Origin of the sequence: Photorhabdus akhurstii, from assembly GCF_018448925.1 — a bacterium.
GTDB lineage: Bacteria > Pseudomonadota > Gammaproteobacteria > Enterobacterales > Enterobacteriaceae > Photorhabdus > Photorhabdus akhurstii.
In genome coordinates, this window is sequence record NZ_RCWE01000032.1 from 17,038 (window position 1) to 32,472 (window position 15,435).

Genomic DNA, 15,435 nt, shown 5'->3' on the forward strand with positions numbered 1-15,435 from the left:
TCAGTGTAAATTAATAACTAGAGGTAGAGTAGATACGCCGATTTAATCGGAAATTCCAGTGGGCAAGGTGATATATAGGCTAGCAAAAGATATCTTATCTTTGCTATGTTGTTTGGTTATATTGTTTGGTTATATTGCACTGTGAGCGGGTATATCAGCTCTATGATAATAAATTTGTCATCTCCTTTCTGGATGATTTTTAAGAATAAATTGGTTCATTAAGAAAAAGATTAATTATTCTATCCATAGGCAGGTCGAAGGGAGTTAACTTAGTTTGGTTTAACCTGAAATATTCATATTATTCTTGCAGTTTAAATAGATGAAAGATCAGTGAAATAACCAAATGGGTATTCAAATGGAGTTGTGGTTTGGTGCTTATTTTCAAGAATTTTGGCTAGGAGATAAAAATCAAATATTATATATGACAAATATAAATTTAAAGATAAATAAAGTAGTTTAATATTACTACTTTCAGATAATGATTTTCTTAAATGAAAATGGGTAGCTTTTATATTAATAAAACTTACCTGAGTAAATGTTTATTCTATTTCTATCGAGATAACTATTGTGATAATAAATAACAGAAATGAATCTCAACCGCGTAGAGTTGTGGTGACAGGGCTAGGTGTTGTTGCGCCGACAGGTGTTGGCGTTAATGAATTCTGGAACAATATTCATAACGGTAAATCAGGAGTGAGTAAATATGAGTGGGGAAGAGAAAGATTTGGCTTTAAAAGCGGAGCAATAGGAAAGGTTCACGGTGACGATAGCAATAACAAAGAGTTTGTTCTGAAAAGTGAGCGTAAATATCTTCAATTTGCATTAGACGCCTCAGAGATGGCGATGCAAGATGCGAATTTAAAACCTTCAGACATTGACGGTCGGCGTTTTGGTGTTGCGATAGCAACGGCGATTGCTGATGCTGCGGGAATGGAAGAGTGTTTACTCAGAATCACCAACGGGGGCAAAGAGAATATTCACCCTGATTTAATTAAATCAGAAGATTATGACAGCTTTGATTTTAGTTCAGCCGCAACCTCTGTTGCGAAAAAATATGGCGCATCTATGTCCGTCAGCAACATATCAACCGGATGTGCGGCAGGACTTGATGCATTAGGCATTGCGATGGAGCATATCCGTTATGGCAGAGCGGATATTATGCTGGCTGGTGCAAGTGAAGCGCCACTTTGTCCGCTTTCTATCGGCTCTTTTGAAGCTTTAGGGGCGCTATCATCAAGAGAGTTGGAAAATCAGCAAGCGGCGACCTGTCCTTTTTCCCTTGAGCGGGATGGATTTGTGATTGCTGAAGGGTGTGGAATATTAATTTTAGAGTCTTATGAACATGCTAAGCAGCGTGGAGCACATATTTATGCTGAATTAGCAGGGTATGCATCCGTCAATAACGCTTATCATATGACTGACTTGCCTGCGGATGGAATGGCAATGGCACGGTGCATTGATATGGCATTGAAGGATGCCCAGGTATCGCCATCAACGGTAAATTATATTAGTGCTCATGGCAGTTCTACGGCTCAAAATGATATTAACGAATCAAATGCGATTAAATTTGTTTTGGGTGAAAATGCATTTGGTATTCCAGTTAACTCATTAAAATCAATGACAGGTCATGCTTTAGCTGCCGCTAATGCGATCGAGTCTGTCGCATTATGTCTGGAAATAGAAAAGCAGTATGTTCACCCAACAATTAATTATCAAACCCCAGATCCTGATTGCGATTTAGATTATATTCCTAATCAAGGTTGCGCATATCCAATTAAGACCGCGTTAAAATTATCAAGTGGTTTTTCTGGTATTCACAGTGTTATTGTTATGAGGGCAGTAGACAATGCGTAGAAGAGTTGTCGTTACCGGTGTTGGCGCAATACATCCTGATGGCAATGATGTCACCGCCATAAAATCAAATGTTATTCAGAAGTTATTGGGCCAAGAATCGAAAAATAATACGACTGTAAGTTCTGTAATAAGAACATTGAGTGATTTCGATGGCGCGAAATATATCAATAACCGCTTAAGGCGCAAAATTGATGAATTTTCGGCTTATGGTATCGTCGCCGTTGAAATGGCATTAAAAGCGAGTAGATTGGATGTAGATAAGCTTGATCCTAACCGCGTTGGAATATATGTCGGAAACTGTTTTGGTGGATGGCAACATATTGAGGATGAAGTTAAAGCGCTCCATGTTGAAGGCATAAAGGGAATGGGGCCTTATGTCGCCACGGCATGGTTCCCTGCGGCGCTTCAAGGGCAATTGTCGCTGCTTTATGGTTTTAGTGCGCAATCTAAAACGTTTTCCACCTCCGATGTGGCAGGGATGCAAGCAATAGGTTATGCAGCGGAAGCGATTTCTAATGGTGTTGCGGAAGTGATGTTATGTGGTGCGTCAGAACATCTTTCCAGCCCGTTGGTTAAAAATTTACTGGAGAAAACATCAAGCCAGAAACACTCTGAGGTTTTTGGCGAAAAACGGGCAGGAGATTTTTCCGAAGGCGCTGCATTTCTGGTGCTGGAAGAGCGGCAACATGCTTTAGAGCGCGGTGCCTCGATATTATGTGAATTAACCGGTTTTGTTGATTATTTTGCACCGGATAAAAATACCAGAAATCACACTTTAGAATATACTGCTGAGCTATTCAACCATAATGATAATGCTGTATTTATTATGGATGGAATATATGATGATGAAAAAGAGATAACGAGTAAGGCTTTCTCAAATAAAGAGATAAAAACATCATTTATAAATCTGAGGCCCTATTTGAATAATCAATTTTCAGTCAGTGGCGTGATTGATTCAGTCCTGGCGTCATCATTCTTGTCAGAAAATAACGGGGATGGAGAACAACAATCTAATAAAATCAATGAGTTTTCAAATACTAACCAAATAATCATTCAGCGCCTCAGTAACCAAGGTCATGTATGTGCGTTGAGTTTTTCAGCTATTTAATCTCTAAAATATTTAAGTACGCGAGGAAAAATATATGAATAATAATCCAGAAGTAAAAATAAAAACAATTTTGTCTCTCTTTCTTAACGTTAATATTGATGATTTAGATATGGATGCGAATCTTTCTGACGCTTATGATATGGATTCTACTGAATTAGCTGATTTAGCAAAAGAGATTGAGAAAGAGTTCGGTATTTCTGTGGTGAAAAGTCAATTCAGTCATTGGGATACAGGAAGAGCCGTTCTTGATTTCGTCTCATCAAGTTTAAACGATAAAAATTAATTGCTAATTAAAGGGAAACAGAAATGAAACTAATCTCTATGTTGTTACATTCGGAGCGTGATAATTTACATCATGATTGTATTGTCACTAAAGATTATCATTATACAAGAAAAGAGGTAATATCTTCTGTTTCCCATTTAATTGATGATTTACTTAGTCGAGGAGTACAAAAAGGTAATAAAGTCATCGTTATATTTGAACATGATGGATTAGGTGTTTTCTTTTTAGCCGCCGCCAGCGCGATGGGGTTGAATTTATTAATGCCCTATAATTTATCATCAGCGACAATAGATGAATGGATTAATTTTACCAATGAAGTGCAATACGATTTTGTTGTTTATCTTAAAAAAGATAAACATTTTGTTGGGAAATTAAAAGAAAGCAATATTAATGTGATTGATATTTCAGATCATAAGATCAGAGTTGGTGATGATAACGCGGAAATTCCAATGATAACTTATTCGCCGCAATCTATTGCTAACTTTATTGTTCTGTTCACCAGTGGAAGTACAGGTAAACCGAAAGCCATTAGCATTTCAGAATCGTTAGTGTGTCGTCGAATTTATTCAGTGACAGAGAAATTAAAATTTACTCAAGATGCTAAAATATTCATGTCAGGTTTGTTGAATAATACAACGGGAGTGATTTTTTCTTTCGGCTCATTATTACATCAATCAACACTTTTTATACCCGAAGATAGAAATGTAGAGAGATGGCCTGATTATCTTTCTCGCAATAAAATCACTCATATTATGTTACGCCCAGAATCAATGAAATTATTCGTTAAATCGACAGCGGAACGTAATATTGATCTCTCTTGTTTACAGGTTGTTGCTTATGGCGCCGCGGCTATGCCTCCTAGCGTACTTGAAAAAGGGCGTCAATTAATTGGTTGTGAATGGGTGCAGGGATATGGATTAAGTGAAACTTATGGTCCTTTCTGTTGGGTAGATGAGCAAGATCATCGTGATAAAAGATATCTCAATTCAATTTATTGTGTTGGCAAGATTGATAATACATTGGAAGTGGCGGTTAAACCCATTATTGGCTCATCTGATAATATCGGAGAAATTATATTAAGAGGCGAAAGTATTATGGAAGGATATTACGATGTCCTTTCTGGGGAAATAACGCCTCCTGATGAGTGGTTTGTCACCGGTGATCTCGGTTATATAGATGAAGAGGGTTATTTAGTCTTAAAAGGACGTAAGCAGAATACTTTCATGAGTGCTAACGGACATAGAATTTATCCAGAAGAAGTTGAATCTATTTTATCCCGAATACCCAATGTGAATGTGGCTACAGTTGTTGGTTTTTCTTTCCATGAAAATGGTGTTGCTATTGATCAGCCAGTTGCCTGTATGAGCGGAGAGATATCGAAGAAATCATTACCTGAAATTGAAGATATTATTTCATCGTTTTTAAGTAGTAAATTAAGTCGGGAAAAATGGCCGGATTGGTTCTATGTTACTGACGAATACTTTCCAAAAAGCCATAATGATAAGATATTGAAAGCAGAGTTAATTAAATCAATCGACCCTAAAAAACTATTTACATTGAGGAATCAATAATGAACTATGTAGAATCACATTCAATTATTTGTAATGCTCAGGTAGAAGATGTATATCAAATTATTTTAAATTCTGAAAAATGGCCGGAAATATTTGAGCCTTGTCAGGAAATAAAAACTCTCTTTAGGGATAAGGAAGGAGAGAAGATAGAAGTTAAAGCCTTAGTTAACGGTATTTTAATGCAATGGGAATCAAATCGTAAATTTTATCCAGAAACATTCAGTATAAAATCAAAACTGAACCCGCCAATGACGTTAGTTAAAGAGATGGAAACGTCATGGCGTGTGATTAAAATTAATTCCCAGCAATGTGTATTGTTGTTAGAGCATCTGTATGATCTTGAGTCTGAAATAGCCGGATTAATTGATGGTGTTGAAACAATCGAGCAGGCGCACCAATTTATCAGTAAAGCTATTGATACTAATTCAGTTAAAGAGCTAAATAATATAAAAAATATCGTTGAGTCAACAGAGGGAGTGGAAAAAGTATTAAAAGGAACGATTACTCACTCAGTCGTATGTGAGGCATCGGCACAGCAGGTCTATGCTTTAGTTAAAGATGTCTCTTGTTGGACCGATATTTTTTCATTCTGTGATGGTGCGGAAGTTTTAAATAGATCAGGTAATGAAGAATTGGTTGAAATCAAAGCAAAACAAAATAATAAAGCAGTAAGTTGGCAAACACGGCGATATTATTTTGATGCTATTTACCGGGTTGATTATGTTATGCCTACACCGATGCCATTATTCAAAACAATGAATGGCAGGTGGCAAATTATTCCTGTTAATGATCAACGCTGTATTATAACGGTACAAAGGAACTGGGCTTTGTTAGAAGATATCAGTGGTATTGTTGATGGTATTGATAATCATGACCAGGCTAATTCCTTTGTTATCTCATTTATCAATGATAATACTCGAATGGAAATGGATAGTTTCAAGAGTCAGGTAGAACGTCATAAAAAATCAAATTTATTAACTTTTACCGCAGGCTATTATATTCCTCACCAATTTGATGATGTTTATAATATATTTTTAAATATCGATGACTGGAGCAAAATATTGCCGCATTGTGATTCAATAAAAGTTATTTATAATGATAATAAACATCAAGAATTTAATATGGAAGTATCAACACCAAATGGAAATGAGACTTTCCGTAGTATACGATTCTGTGATGCGGATAATTTATTGATTGAATATTTCCAACCAGAGCCTCCTTTAGTATTAAAGTCTCATAGTGGCTCATGGAAGATATTTAGTAAAGGAAGTGGTTCGTACATTGTTTCTAGTCATGATGTTGAGTTAAATCATGATTTATGTGCAGTTAAATTTGGTACGGAAGATAAAGAAAAACAGCGTGAGATAGTAAAAAATGCTATTTCGGAAAATAGTAAGAAAATGGTCTTTGCCTGTAAAGAGTGGTTAGACACTCGTATTTAGTAACTTAAAGGAAAATAAGATGAATAATAAAAATAAACCCAATAGAATTTCGCCAGAACTTCTTGCTACTTGTGGTTATTTTATGCCAAGACTATTTTTCTTAAATTCTCAATATGCTCCCCAAGTACATTGGGGAGATGTTGTTGCAGCATTGAGTGATTTTCAGCAGGAAAACTTAGACTTATCCTCTGAAGAGTTTTGGTATGAATGGATGATTAATTGGTCAAAAGTGGGTGATAGCTATATTAGTATCGCTAACTCGGCTAAAAGTGAGGTCAGCCATGTTCGTGCTTTGAGGAGTGCCGCTGCCTGTTATCATTGGGCCGAATTTATGTACTTCAGTGATAGGAGTAGAAAGGTACAGCTCAGAGAGTATATTCGTTCATGTTTTTTATCTAGTATAAAATATAGTGACCTGCTAGTTGAGCATCAATATATTGTCGTTGATAAATTTCGTATGCCGTTTTTCCTTATATTCCCTAAAGGGTATAAAGAAGAAGAGAATCATCCTTTGCCTTGTGTTATTTTATCCAATGGATTGGATTCAATGACTGAAATTGAAATATTATCTTTAGCTGAGTTTTTCTTAATGAAAAATATGGCGGTAGCTATATTTGATGGACCAGGACAGGGAATAAATCTTGGGAACTCACCAATAGCTATCGATATGGAATTATATGTTTCATCTATAGTTAAATTGTTAGAGGATGATGTCAGAATTAACAGTGATCTCCTCTGTTTCTTAGGAATTAGTTTTGGTGGTTATTTTGCTCTACGCGTTGCGCAAAAAATTGGCGATAAATTTTGCTGTATCGTCAATTTATCCGGTGGACCTGAAATAGCAGAGTTTGATAAGTTGCCAAGAAGGCTTAAAGAAGATTTCCAGTTTGCATTTATGCAAGATAATAGCCGTATGCAGTCTCTTTTTGATGAAATTAAATTGGACGTCTTTTTACCTTGTAAAACCAAGGTTTTTACTGTTCATGGAGCATTGGATGATATATTTCCAATTGATAAGGTGAGAAAGTTAGACCAGATATGGGGTGATAGTCATACATTATTATGTTATGAATCAGAAGCTCATGTTTGCTTAAATAAAATAAACGAATATATGATACAAGTTTCAGACTGGGTTAGTGAACAATTTTGGCTTAATGGCTATAAGAAAGGATAACTTATTTTATACTAACTGCCTGTTCCATTATATCTCATTATTGTGGACTATTATTTTGTAAGTTAATAGTGAATACGGATAGAGTGCAGGAGTCGCTGCGTATATATAGTATGTGAGAATGAGTTGTATTTCTCCTCTACTAACATGCGTTTAGAAGTTAGCGCTTTTGTTTAGGTATTATCTTGGTTCTCTCTTTTTATAAAGAATGGTAAATGAAATAGTTTAATGGGATGGGCGTTAAATAGGGTTAAATCATAAACATCAGGCTGATAGTAGCTGTTTTTATGGGATTATAAAATTTACACAGATTCATCAGATTACCGGGATTATTATCATTAGCGGAAAAGATAATTATCAAGAGCTAAATTTTAAGGTGATTAATCAATGGAGATATTGTTATGGATAAATATTGGTTTCACCTTTATTTTTAGTGAACATAATAGTGTATTTATGTAATATTATCCTTCGATATTAATAATCTGATACTAGAAATAAATTGAAGATAAATGAGTTATTATTATCTTCTCTAAAATATTTTATTTTTTCAACAGAAGTTAAGATTAAACCTATTTGGAGTATTACCTTTTAGTTCCACGGCTCTTTTACTATGAGTAATAAAATCAAAACATTTTTCCAGGCATTACGAAGAGATATGTTCGAATAAAATAAGACCATACTTTCCCTGCTGAAGCATTAATCGGCAGTGTGAAAATTGACTTTAATATTTGTGTTTTCTTATATCATTAATACATAGTAAGTTTACTTATGATAAGTTATCTTATTGAATGTGAATTTTATTTTTTGTATTAATTAGCTGTATATTAAGCTTTTAAATATTTGCTCTATGTTTGATGCCCGATGCTTACTTCAACCTGGTTTCGGCGTAATGCATAGAACATTTACTCTTGACAGAGTTTGGTAATTATGTAAGACGGCAATAGTATTTTCGTCAATCCAGACAATTGAGGTCTATATTAAATATAGGATTTCGAGTTGATGGTTTTATAGAGAAATCTCGACATTGTTCCATGATAGATAATTAAGAATAAATAGTTATGTTGGGGTACTGACTAGTAACTCAATACTATTTATTCAGTAAAGCCTTATCCTATTTGATTTTTATTAAAATGAGGAGTTCGGAAATGTCAAGAACCGAAAGACTTATAGTATTATTGCAATACTTGAGACAAAGAAGGTACCCTGTCAGTGGTAAATTACTCGCTAGTGATTTAAATGTAAGCTTGCGCACGCTTTATCGCGATATTGCTTTACTAAACAGTCAGGGGGCAAATATAGAAGGCGAGCCAGGTTTGGGTTATATATTACGGCCAGGTTTCATGTTGCCTCCTTTAATGTTTACGATGGATGAGATTGATGCCTTAGTTTTGGGCAATAAATGGGTTATTGAACAGAGTGATGTTGTTTTGGCTAAGTCTGCCCATAGCTTTATATCTAAGATTGCCGCAGTATTGCCGGCAGAACAGCGTGATCAACTATATTCTTCGCCAATGTTTGTAAAAACAGATGGTTATAGTAAAGTTACAGATAATAACTTAATGTTATCTGATATTAGAAAAGCGATATACCATAAATCAAAAATAGTGATAACTTTTATTGATTTAAATAATACACATACTGTGAAGACGATCTGTCCACTGTCGATCTTTTTCAATAATGAGTTCTTTTTAGTTTCTTGGTGTGAATTCAGTCATAACTTTCTTAAGTTACAAGTGGGAAAAATAGAGAAACTGGAAGTATTGTCTGAAAAATATATACAAGATAGAATGTTATTATTAAAAAAATGGAGTGAGAAAGAAGGATTGTCTGATAATAATTTATCGTAAATAGATGATTACAGATGAATAATTTATATAGGTATTTATCCTATACATGTTTAATTGTTATTTCTACTAAATATATAGTTGAAAATATATAGTAGATTCTGATGATTATCTGAACTTTCTGCTGTCATTTATACTGAGGGCTTAAAAAGTTTAGTGATTTTATTAGGAAAGCGCCGCCCTAGAGTGCTAATTGTGAATGGTAGGATAAATCACTTAATTTGGTAATCTGGGGCAACAAACAACATAGAGTGGGCTTGAGATTGTGGATAATAAAGTTCAAGAATTCTTTAAAGGTAAGATTTTAAATCGATTGAACAAAGATCGTGATAGAATCACGATCTTTGTTTTGTCGACTTGCGAGCTTGTCTTTATGTAAGAGTGCTATCGATATTTTCCACATGTGCATTTTTCTTACATAAATAATGAAGTAGAAGAAAAGCTACCATTTCCATGCATCCGGGCTGGTGCCGGTAGGTAATACACAAATGCCAAAATCGCTAATGACAACAGCGACATAGATATCATTACCATAACAATTTAATTGATACCTCCTTCCTTTTGCCGTCCATTGCCAATAATCATTTTTCCGACTTTCTGGATAGAATTCTTGGATAAATGAAGCGGTTGCTGGATGTAACCCATCAACATTGAGAGTACTTGTATTCCCTGAGCTGCTCCAAATCACATCACCGATTAAATTTTCATTGGTAAGATTAACAACGAAAAAATAATGGTTATTAATTTCAAGCATTTCACCCTTTTCTTTTTCCTCAGTTTCTTTCATCTCTGGCTCCTGATTAGTGGATAAAATGGGTGATTATTATAGAAATAACAATAGTTTCTCTGATATTTCTATTTTTATTGCTATAAATGCAATGGTTTAATTAATAATTACGGTAGCAATAGAACCATAATAAATATATTTTTATTTGGTATTGTTTTGGTTTGCATGACTTTTCTTGATCTGATTGTCACAGCATTTCATTACTATTCTTGATAATTCATTTCTGGGTAATTTATTGTCTGTAAATTAATTGTATTTATCAGAATAAATCAGAAACTATATATCATATATTTTTATAGTAGTGTAAAAATACAGAATGTAAAGTATATCATCATGAATGTTTTGCATGAATATTAAATTAATGCAAATCGTTATTTCCGGTAAGTTGGATGAAAATGGCAGATAAGTATCTGAAAAAAATCATGAGAATCTGATATAGCTTGTTCTGTCTCACAATGTGACATCATTTTGGCACGCATATTGATTTCTGTTAGAATCGGTGTCAAATTCACCAAATAGTATATTCCGTCAGATCCGAATAAATAATGTAAGTGAGTAGTGGATATCTATAGCAAACTAATAATTAAAGAACGAATAACCGCAATGCGGTGAGGATAAGGCTTATGGCCTTTATTGCAAATGCTGCTGTAGCAGAGGCAAAAAGAGTTATTGAACAAAATATGCGTATTCGATTGTGCCAAGAAGATGCATTGGCGTTTATTGATGCATTGGAAAGACCAGTCAAGATAAATGAACGTTTCCTTCGTGCTGCTCGTAAATATAAGGAAACAATAACAGATGAAAATAAAACGTTTAGATAAAAACAAACACGATAACAAACACGATAGAAATAATTTTGACTGTGGTGAGCCAGCGCTGAACAACTATTTGAAAGTAGTGTCGGGGTAACATGATAAAAAGAGTAGATGCGATGTAAGATATCCCTGTGTGAGTCAAAACTTGATCTGACATCCATTCTCGATAGCTGTCAGATCAGGTTTGAGTTCTAGTACAAATTATTACTTACGCTACGGAGTTTCTGCGTGTCATTCTTCTATAATTTTCTACCCTTCCTGTCATGACATTTTCTATGCCGGATAATATTCCAGAACAATTATGACAAGCAGGGAAGTCTTGATTGGTTGCACCAACGAGTCGTTGTGTGAATATGTAGCTCTGACTCAAATGACTTGATATATTTTCTTCCCTTTTGGCAAGTTCCGTGACCATATAATTTAAGGCTTGTACCTCAGCATGCAGGCCCGCAATACCCGCCATTTTAGGTAAAATGTTCTTGTTTTCCTTAATGTGTGCTTTGATCCTCTGTTCAATCAGTGGATGTAATGCAGTGCCTGATTCTTGATACGCTTTTTGTATACCTGCGATAAATTCTTTTTCATTAGTAACGCGATAACTGCCAAGATCGATATTTGGCCTCCAACGTTTGGATGTTTGAAGTTTATCGGGGTGGTACTGTTCGAAACCGGGCTTCGCTTTTTCGCTGATAAGTTGCACTCCGGGGAAGGTATTTTTGGTACTTAAGCTACCACTCAGGTTTAAAAATTTATCTTTATAGGTATCGTGATCTATGTTGGTGCCATGACCCATAATACCGGCATGGGCGGCATATCCTTTTAATTTTGCATTTGTATACTTCATATCTCTGGATTTTTTTTCTCTATCTTTTGGTTTCATAGGTTTGAGCGTATCTTCATTTCTCTTTGTTTCTTGTAATATTTCACCGGTGCTTCTGGTGAAATATTGGTATCTCTTTTCAACTCTTGGATTTTGTTTATATAAAAGTGGCGAAATATCAGGTCTGTTTTGCGGCATGGCGAGATCAAGCCAGTCTAAACTTGAGAGTCCCATATTGTCCGCCAGCGTAATTGGGTTATTCATCACCATACAATAGAGATTTAATCCATCGATAGTGCCTGCCGGGTCCGCACTTAGCCATCTTCCCGCCCACGGCTGATAATACCGGTAGCCGTAATAATAGAGTCCCGTGGCGTCTCGTTCTTTACCGGAATACCGGATCGTTTTGTAACTGGCTTCTATCTGGTTTCTTGCGGTCCATAGCGCTGTACCGCCAAATGGATAGTACTCCTCTTGACTGATGATTTGCCCGTCGCTATCTAACTCAAGTTGGCTGGAACCAATCAGATTATCGTAACTGTAACGTACCTGATTATTGTTGATATTTTCCGGTTTGCCGCTCTCCCAGTGTAGAACCCGCACTTGAGCGCGACTGGCTTCACCCACTGTAATGATCTGTAATTTTTCTGTTGCAGTAGCGCCATTTTGGGTTGTACGCAGTTCCAGTCCCGACAGGTAGACAACTCGTTGCTGCCGGAGAATATCTTGCGTTTGCTGTTCACTGACTTTTAACAGCCGCATCCCGTCGTTGCCATAGCGATACCACTCTACATCGTTGTTACTGTCGGTGCGGTTATCCCGTTTTATCGGCGCCACTTGTTGTAGTTCACCTCGCGCATTCCAGTTTAGGTTTAGTCCCGGTAGTAATGTCTCCTGATGACCGCCCGCCTGAAACAATGTATCCACTTTGGTTGGGTCAGTGGTCAAGGTACTCAGTACCGCACGGTTGCTGCGGTTCGAGACGGTTATGTTTGTGGTGTAATTGTTTTGGCTCGCAGGCGAGCTGTGTCGGATTTGGGTCAGGTTGCCACCACGGTCATAGGTATAACTACGGGTATAGTTAGTGTAAGTGTTGTCGTCGGAAGTTAGCGCTGGAGAGGGGAGCTGGTGATTCTGTTGGCCTATATTCGCCATTTCGCGTCCGGTTGCGCTGATAAGCTGATACAGGGAATCGTAAGTATAGATATTCTTCGGCACTATTTTCTGATTGCGCCAGAAGCGAGTCGCTTCTGCATCGTTACGGAGACTGATTACATTGCCAACCGGATCATACTCATAACGTAAGTCTTGCAAAGCCTTGGCATCGTTTGAACGACGGGTAGTGATGCCAATTAGTCGCTGGGTTTCCGGTTCGTAAGTGTATTCGGTGATGATACCGTTACCGTGCTCTTCGCGTAGTTTTTGTCCTGCCGCTGAATAGGTTAGGGATTTGATAATCACCTGCTCACTCTGGCCTTTTACCGTCAGCCAACTCCTTTTTAACTGACCGGCTACATCATAAGCCAGACGCTGGATATTTCCTTTGGCATCGGTTTGCGTCAACATAGCGCCGGTGGCATCGGTTTTGCTTTCGGTGGTGTATACATCACTACTTAATCGCTTATCCCAAATCTTTTTATTATCTCCGAACCAGTCTGCTTCTTGACTGTCAGCCAGTAACTGACGGGATTGTGATAAAACCGCGCCGGTCAAGGAAAGGCGATTCAGTTGGATCACTCCCGCTGTGTCGTAGTGATGCACACATTGACCAGCAAGATTTTGGTCTTTTTCTGCCGGTGTGTTTCCAGCCCAGATGAGACGTTCGGTGATATGGGCTATCCTTTCCTTTGGTTCTTGTTCGGTTACGGATAACAGGCGACCGGGCTGAGAGTTGTCTTCATATTGCCGAGTCTGCTTGACGCCTGTTGCAGTTACGGTCAGGACAAGACGGTTTTCAATATCATGAAGAGTGATAGTATTGCCTGCATCGACACTCTCTGTACGCAGGACGTTGCCCGTTAAATCATACTGCCAGAGAAAATTGGGTTTCACCGTATGATCTTTCTGCCAATCGTCATACAGGCGCGGATCAATACTTTGGTGTAGGCGCCCGAAAGCATCATACTGATGACGGGTAATACGGATATCACTGTTTTCTTTTGCGGTAGTACGGTGATAACGGATTTCGCGGACATCCAAGCCACGGTTATCGTGAACCGTGATCGTGGGGGTGTGTTGATAAGTTTTGGGATCAAAGTTGTTCATAATTTACCTCTTTGTGGTACTGAATAATCGTTGTATTGAATAATTTTTTGTCTACATAGCAGCGAATGAACGCTAAGTTCAGCTCCTCCACATAATAAGGGCGGATAATCTTTCCATTGAAATGCCAGTAGCATGCAAGATTTCAGGAGATAAGCAGGAATGACCTTATTCAAAAGCATATTGCTCAAAGGTGCTGCTGCAACCGAATAACAGTAGCAAGCATAGGGAGACGAGCACAAGTATCGTAGAAAACAGCGCCAGGATCTTTTGCTATCGCTAATGGTTGTTTTTTCTGTTTTGCTAAAAAGGAGAAATAACCTATCCTTATTTAACATATAGTTACGTATAGTGAATATTAACTAGATGTATAGTTATCGATTATAAATGTGAGTTATTTTATTGGTTAAATAGTTCTTGATGTTCGTCCATATACGAGATTTGGGGTGGTTAGTCTGGTGTCAATCATGACGCCAGACTAACCGGATGTATCGGATTATTGTGTCAGGCACATATTCTAACCACAATTTCTAACCACAATCACCGACTTAAATTTTATCTTGTGTATCATGGTGGAATAAAGCTATTGTGCCTGTTATGGTATTGTAAGATACATTCTTAATTAAATGCTCTAATGCAATAAAACATAATTGATTAAATTCACTGGTAACATTTTTCATGGAAAATGATTTTATTGTTTTGTTTAAATAAATATACGGTTTTAATTTTAATTAAATTATATGGATTAAATTTGATAAGAACTGGAGTATATTTTTATATTATTTTTGATGTTTTTTACAGTGTGATTTGTCATTGAGATATTATTGTATACAGTATAAATTACCATAATTATTATCTGGTTTTCTGTTTGGTTTATTAAATAGGGAGTTATTTAAAATGAAGCGACCAGATTTGAATTTATATGGGGTTTATATCGAGTTTATTATAATGGTATAAAACACTAAATTTGGTAAATAATGTAAATCATTACATGAGTTAATATAAAGTAATGAAATGTATTATTGGTTAGAACAAGAGATTAATTTACCATTGTTATTTTTACAATATAAATAATATTTTGTTGTAATTCTTGGTTAAATTGTGAGGTGAAATGATTTGTATGGCAATTATAAATATAAATGTGATATTTTCGTTATTATAAATTGGAAAATCATATAAATTTTAGTTTTATATTTTATATATTTATGATTTTTTAAAAATAAAAACTTTTAGTTTTTTATTGAAATATCATTATATATAATATTGCTTATTGGCAATTCTTATTTTGGTTGTTATTAGAATATTTTATTCTTCCCGGTAGTGATAATGGTTGATAAAAAAATGTTGATATGAATGATTGTTAAGGTAAGTAGGGTAATCGTATAAAAGAAAATTTCTATCGTGTGCATAGAAATGTGTTTTTTTATTTTAAATTTTTTAATGGATTTTTCACGTTGATAAGAACTTGACTGGTGTTA

At 36.0% G+C, this 15,435-nt stretch carries 10 protein-coding genes; 8 read left to right on the plus strand and 2 right to left on the minus strand.

Features of this window, described 5'->3' with window-relative positions; all coding sequences use genetic code 11:
• Positions 1-567 precede the first annotated feature (567 nt).
• The 7 genes from EAE93_RS25160 (at position 568) to EAE93_RS21365 (ending at position 9,276) form a co-directional block, all read left to right on the plus strand.
• Positions 568-1,854 (plus strand): beta-ketoacyl-[acyl-carrier-protein] synthase family protein, encoded by a 1,287-nt coding sequence (locus EAE93_RS25160; RefSeq protein WP_052105790.1) that lies wholly within the window; start codon positions 568-570, stop codon positions 1,852-1,854.
• Complete coding sequence (locus tag EAE93_RS21340; protein WP_036779564.1) at positions 1,847-2,962, plus strand: beta-ketoacyl synthase N-terminal-like domain-containing protein; 1,116 nt, start codon at positions 1,847-1,849, stop codon at positions 2,960-2,962. The genes EAE93_RS25160 and EAE93_RS21340 overlap by 8 nt, the downstream gene beginning before the upstream one ends.
• A 34-nt stretch (positions 2,963-2,996) precedes the next feature.
• Positions 2,997-3,245 (plus strand): acyl carrier protein, encoded by a 249-nt coding sequence (locus EAE93_RS21345; protein ID WP_036809539.1) that lies wholly within the window; start codon positions 2,997-2,999, stop codon positions 3,243-3,245.
• Between the two features lie 23 nt (positions 3,246-3,268).
• On the plus strand, positions 3,269-4,816 hold the full coding sequence (locus EAE93_RS21350; protein WP_214040522.1) for a class I adenylate-forming enzyme family protein: 1,548 nt from the start codon (positions 3,269-3,271) through the stop codon (positions 4,814-4,816).
• Positions 4,816-6,258, plus strand: coding sequence for an SRPBCC family protein (locus tag EAE93_RS21355; RefSeq protein WP_214040523.1), 1,443 nt, complete (start codon positions 4,816-4,818; stop codon positions 6,256-6,258). Before EAE93_RS21350 ends, EAE93_RS21355 begins: the two co-directional genes overlap by 1 nt.
• Positions 6,259-6,277: 19 nt before the next feature.
• The gene (locus EAE93_RS21360) at positions 6,278-7,432 is read left to right on the plus strand and encodes an alpha/beta hydrolase family protein (protein ID WP_036779573.1); all 1,155 of its coding nucleotides are present in this window, start codon (positions 6,278-6,280) and stop codon (positions 7,430-7,432) included.
• 1,142 nt (positions 7,433-8,574) lie between these two features.
• The gene (locus tag EAE93_RS21365; RefSeq protein ID WP_036779575.1) at positions 8,575-9,276 is read left to right on the plus strand and encodes a helix-turn-helix transcriptional regulator; all 702 of its coding nucleotides are present in this window, start codon (positions 8,575-8,577) and stop codon (positions 9,274-9,276) included.
• A 439-nt stretch (positions 9,277-9,715) separates the two neighbouring features.
• On the opposite strand, the gene EAE93_RS21370 is transcribed toward EAE93_RS21365, so the two are convergent.
• Positions 9,716-10,060, minus strand: coding sequence for a hypothetical protein (locus EAE93_RS21370; RefSeq protein ID WP_036779577.1), 345 nt, complete (start codon positions 10,058-10,060; stop codon positions 9,716-9,718).
• Between the two features lie 623 nt (positions 10,061-10,683).
• On the opposite strand from EAE93_RS21370, the gene EAE93_RS21375 reads away from it, so the two are divergent.
• A complete protein-coding gene (locus EAE93_RS21375) occupies positions 10,684-10,881 on the plus strand; it encodes a type II toxin-antitoxin system TacA family antitoxin (RefSeq protein ID WP_105398021.1) in 198 nt (65 codons plus the stop codon).
• 202 nt (positions 10,882-11,083) lie between these two features.
• Here the strand turns inward: EAE93_RS21375 and EAE93_RS21380 are convergent, their stop codons facing one another.
• A complete protein-coding gene (locus EAE93_RS21380) occupies positions 11,084-13,960 on the minus strand; it encodes an RHS repeat-associated core domain-containing protein (RefSeq protein WP_214040524.1) in 2,877 nt (958 codons plus the stop codon).
• Positions 13,961-15,435: the final 1,475 nt, after the last annotated feature.

What these genes read in the sequence shown, in the direction of transcription:
- EAE93_RS21360 (WP_036779573.1), top strand. Translation starts at nt 6,278, where the DNA reads ATGAATAATAAAAATAAACCCAATAGAATTTCGCCAGAACTTCTTGCT.
- EAE93_RS21355 (WP_214040523.1), top strand. Translation starts at nt 4,816, where the DNA reads ATGAACTATGTAGAATCACATTCAATTATTTGTAATGCTCAGGTAGAA.
- EAE93_RS21375 (WP_105398021.1), top strand. Translation starts at nt 10,684, where the DNA reads ATGGCCTTTATTGCAAATGCTGCTGTAGCAGAGGCAAAAAGAGTTATT.
- EAE93_RS21340 (WP_036779564.1), top strand. Translation starts at nt 1,847, where the DNA reads ATGCGTAGAAGAGTTGTCGTTACCGGTGTTGGCGCAATACATCCTGAT.
- EAE93_RS21350 (WP_214040522.1), top strand. Translation starts at nt 3,269, where the DNA reads ATGAAACTAATCTCTATGTTGTTACATTCGGAGCGTGATAATTTACAT.
- EAE93_RS21345 (WP_036809539.1), top strand. Translation starts at nt 2,997, where the DNA reads ATGAATAATAATCCAGAAGTAAAAATAAAAACAATTTTGTCTCTCTTT.
- EAE93_RS21370 (WP_036779577.1), bottom strand. Translation starts at nt 10,060, where the DNA reads ATGAAAGAAACTGAGGAAAAAGAAAAGGGTGAAATGCTTGAAATTAAT.
- EAE93_RS21365 (WP_036779575.1), top strand. Translation starts at nt 8,575, where the DNA reads ATGTCAAGAACCGAAAGACTTATAGTATTATTGCAATACTTGAGACAA.
- EAE93_RS21380 (WP_214040524.1), bottom strand. Translation starts at nt 13,960, where the DNA reads ATGAACAACTTTGATCCCAAAACTTATCAACACACCCCCACGATCACG.